The 4,399-nt window shown below is 59.0% G+C and carries 3 protein-coding genes; 1 reads left to right on the plus strand and 2 read right to left on the minus strand.

Annotated elements, in window-relative coordinates:
- Positions 1-184 precede the first annotated feature (184 nt).
- Positions 185-1,300 (minus strand): phosphotransferase enzyme family protein, encoded by a 1,116-nt coding sequence (locus ACH2AT_RS10680; RefSeq protein ID WP_394965928.1) that lies wholly within the window; start codon positions 1,298-1,300, stop codon positions 185-187.
- A 152-nt stretch (positions 1,301-1,452) separates the two neighbouring features.
- Positions 1,453-2,322: a helix-turn-helix domain-containing protein gene (locus ACH2AT_RS10685; protein ID WP_394965930.1), complete on the minus strand. Its 870-nt coding sequence runs from the start codon at positions 2,320-2,322 to the stop codon at positions 1,453-1,455.
- Between the two features lie 311 nt (positions 2,323-2,633).
- On the opposite strand from ACH2AT_RS10685, the gene gnpA reads away from it, so the two are divergent.
- Positions 2,634-4,399: 1,3-beta-galactosyl-N-acetylhexosamine phosphorylase (gene gnpA / locus ACH2AT_RS10690; RefSeq protein WP_394965931.1), on the plus strand; the 1,766-nt coding region annotated here is incomplete at its 3' end.

Raw genomic sequence — 4,399 nt, forward strand, 5'->3', positions numbered from 1 at the left:
CCCTCACCATTATACCGCATTCCCTTTCCTTATACGAGAAAAAGACCACCGATAGGTGGCCTTTTTCGACAGGCTGACGCGTCTTTTCACCGCACTGCGGCGAAAAGACGCGTTTCTTCTTTCATTGAACCAAAAAAGCCCCGGCCATCGACCGGGGCGCAAAAGCAGGGAAGAGGGGATGGGTTTAGCGGGCGTATTTTTTCACTACGTCCTGCATGGCGTCCCACTGGGCCTCCATGTCCCGCACCAGTTTGAACTGGGTGCGGCAGCGGTCCAGGTTCTGGCCCTCCCGCTGGGTGTGGAAGTAGTGGTCGCCTTCCAGGTAGTCGGTCAAAAAGCGGATGCCGCACTCCAGGGTCATCAGTTTGGCGCCCCAGGGCATATACTCCAGTTCGGCCTCGGTCAGCGCGCCGGCAGCGCCCTCCAGGAAGCCCTTGGTGTACACGTCGTAGAGCTCGATGTCGAAATTCACCCTGGAGAGGTCCCGCTCGTCCTCGGCGCTGTGGTTGGCGCCAAAGCGGATGGAATCGCCGAAGTCATTGATGGAAAGACCGGGCATCACGGTGTCCAGGTCGATGATGCAGATGCCCTGCAGGGTGTCCTTGTCCATCAGCACATTGTTCAGCTTGGTGTCGTTGTGGGTGACCCGCAGGGGCAGCTTGCCCTGGCGCAGGGCCTCCAGCGCCACGCTGCAATCCGCCTTGTGGGCCAGCACGAACTGGATCTCGGGCTGGGCGGCGGCCACGCGGCCCAGGGCGTCGGCGGCCAGCGCCTTTTCAAAGTTCCGATAACGGTTCTCGGTGTCGTGGAATTTCTCGATGGTCTCGAAAAGGGTGTCGGCGGGATAATCGCTCAGCATCGCCTGGAACCGGCCGAATGCCTGAGCGGAGGCGTAGAACAGTTCCGGCGTCTCGGCGGACTGCAGGCACAGGGTGTTCTCCACAAAGGGATACACGCGCCATGCGCCGCCCTCGGAATCGGTGAAGAAGCTCTCGCCCGTGCGGGTGGGGTGCACGGACAGGGTCTCCCGTTCGGGGTCGCCGCCGGCGGCCACGATCTTTTTGCGCAGGTGCTCGGTCACACCCACGATGTTGGCCATCAGCTGGTCGGGGTGCTTGAAGGCCGCAGCGCTCATGCGCTGCAGGATGAACCGGCGGCATTCGCCCTCTGGCGTCTGCACATAGGCGCAGAAGGTGTCGTTGATGTGGCCTTTGCCGTAACGCAGCGCACCGGCCACCTCACCGCCCAGATCGTAGGCGGCAAAAACTTCCTGCAGAGACTGTTCGGCAAGACTGGACATGGTTATACCTCCCAATGTTTTGGCCGGAACGCGTGTCCGGCGGCACCATTTCAAAGCATCTTCATTGTAGTGGAAGAGCGGCGAGGAGAAAATACCGGCATTCGTACTTTATTTGCACGATCGTTCACAAAAGCCGGGGCATATGGTGCAAACTACCTCCGGGGCGTGACGCGGCTCTCCTTGCGGTATTCCATGGGGCTCATCCCCATCAGTTTGCGGAAACTCTGGGAGAAGTAGCTGGGGGAGGAGAATCCCATCGTGTGGGAGATCTGCGACAGGGAATGGTCGGTGTCGCTGAGCAGATAACAGCTCTCCTTCACCCGGCGCTGGATCAGGTAGTTGATGGGGGAGATCTGATACTCCCGGCTGAAAGAATGCACGAGATAGTATTTATTCACGTGGGCCAGCTCCGCCAGCTGGTCCAGGCTGATGTTCTCCTTGAAGTTGGCGTCGATGTAGCGCTTCACGATGGCGCACTCCTTGCTGGCGCGGCGGGTGGGTTCGGCGCTGGATGCAAAGTCGGTGTAGCGCCCCAACAGCAAAAGCAACATCTCCAGCAGAAGCTGGCACATCTGCACATAGCCGGTGGTGCGCTGTTCCAGTTCCTGCAGGATAGACTGCAAAATGTGCAGCACCGCCTCCTGCCCGCCGTGGAAATTGTAAACCCCATACTGTCCGTTGGTGCCGGTGGTGAACTGCAGCCCTTCCACGCCCAGCACGATGTACTCCAGCGGGTGGGAATAGAGGCTCAGCTCGGTGTGCTCCACCTGGGGGTTGATGATCACAAGGTCGCCCTTTGCAACGGCCAGCAGGTCATGCCCCATGCGGAACTGGCCCACGCCGCTCACCACGTAAAACAGTTCGATGCAGTCGTGGGTGTGGGGCAGGCTGTGCCAGTCGGGCCCATAGGTCGCCGCCGTGGCATAGAGCAGCCTCGCTGTGGAGTAGTCGTTCGCCTGGCCGGCCGCGCTCTGAGCGGCGGCGACGTCTTTTGGGGAAAGATCGTATCTCTTGTTGCTCATGATGTGGCTCCTGTGCAAACTGCAAGATATGGGTGCTGATTTGGAATAAATATCCAATTGATTTTTCTATTATTATAATATAGTCCGGGATTTTTTACAATACCCCCAGAATTTCCAAAATTTCAACAAATCTTTTTGTACAATTATCAAACACTTTGAGTGTGCTGGAAAATGAAAAAATAAGCAATATTTATAAAAAACTGAGCAACAATGAGATTGTTATAGGTGCGGAGTACGATATACCGAAAATGAACCGGCATGGGTATGCAGGCGCCGAATCAACATCAGGAAAAGAGAAATCGAGGTAAAAAATGAACGATCCGAAGCGAACGGGGCGCGTGACGATCCCCACCAATCTGGACGTTGTGCCCGAGACCATCGAGATTTTGAAGCGCTGGGGAGCGGATGCCATCCGCGACTGCGACGGCACCGAGTTCCCCGAAGAGCTGACAAAAGTGGGGGCGAAGATCTACTCCACCTATTACACCACCCGCAAGGACAACGCCTGGGCAAAGGCCAACCCCGACGAGGTGCAGCAGTGCTATATAATGACCGGCTTCTACACCGCGGACGGTGAGGAGCTGCGCATCCCCCTGATGCAGGGCATCTCGGAAGAGCTGATGCAGGTCAACACCCGGGACGACATCAAGCGCTGGTGGGAAGTCATGGACCGCACCGCCGGCCAGCCGCTGCCGGCAGACGCCTGGAGCTACGACGAGGCTTCCGGCTGTGTGGTCATCCCCTCGCCCGAGGCCTATCACGAGTACACCGTGAGTTTTCTGGCCTACCTCATCTGGGACCCCGTGCATATGTACAACGCGGTGACCAACGACTGGAAGGACTTCGAACACCAGATCACCTTCGACGTGCGCCAGCCCAAGACCCACAAATTCACCATGGAGCGCCTGCGCAAGTACATCGCGGAGCACCCCTATGTGAACGTCATCCGCTACACCACCTTCTTCCACCAGTTCACCCTGGTGTTCGACAAGCTCAAGCGGGAGAAGTATGTGGACTGGTACGGCTATTCCGCCTCCGTGTCCCCCTACATCCTGGAGCAGTTTGAGAAAGAAGTGGGCTATAAGTTCCGCCCCGAGTACATCATCGACCAGGGCTACTACAACAACCAGTACCGTGTGCCCAGCAAGGAGTTCAAGGACTTCATGGCCTTCCAGCGGCGCGAGGTGGCAAAGCTGGCCAAGGAGATGGTGGACATCACCCACGAGCTGGGCAAGGAAGCCATGATGTTCCTGGGCGACCACTGGATCGGCACCGAGCCCTATCTGCCGGAGTTTGCCTCCATCGGGTTGGACGCCGTGGTGGGCAGCGTGGGCAACGGCAGCACCCTGCGCCTCATCAGCGATATCCCCGGCGTGAAATACACTGAGGGCCGTTTTTTGCCCTATTTCTTCCCGGATACCTTCCACGAGGGCGGCGACCCGGTGAAGGAAGCCAAGGAGAACTGGGTCACCGCGCGGCGCGCCATCCTGCGCAAACCGGTGGACCGCATCGGCTATGGCGGCTATCTGAAGCTGGCGCTGGAGTTCCCCGCGTTCATCGACTATGTGGAGAGCGTGTGCAACGAGTTCCGCGAGCTCTATGAGAACGCGAAGGGCACCACTGCCTACTGCATCAAGACGGTGGCGGTGCTGAACAGCTGGGGCAAGGCCCGCAGCTGGGGCTGCCACATGGTGCACCATGCCCTGTATCAAAAGCAGAACTACAGCTATGCCGGCGTCATCGAGGCGCTTTCCGGCGCGCCCTTCGACGTGTGGTTCATCAGCTTTGACGACATCAAGGCGGACCCGTCTGTTCTGAAGGACGTGGACGTGCTGGTGAACGTGGGCGACGGCGACACCGCCCACACCGGCGGCGCGGCCTGGGAAGACCCGACAGTGTCGGCGGCCATCCGCGGCTTTATCCGCCGCGGCGGCGGATTCATCGGCGTGGGCGAGCCCTCCGGCCACCAGTACCAGGGCCATTACCTGCAGCTTGCGGCGGCGCTGGGCGTGGAAAAAGAGACGGGCATGACCCTGAACTACGACAAGTACAACTGGGAGGAGCATCCCGGCCACTT

Origin of the sequence: Candidatus Allofournierella excrementigallinarum (assembly GCF_944388085.1) — a bacterium.
In the GTDB taxonomy this organism is placed as follows: Bacteria; Bacillota; Clostridia; order Oscillospirales; family Ruminococcaceae; genus Allofournierella_A; species Allofournierella_A excrementigallinarum.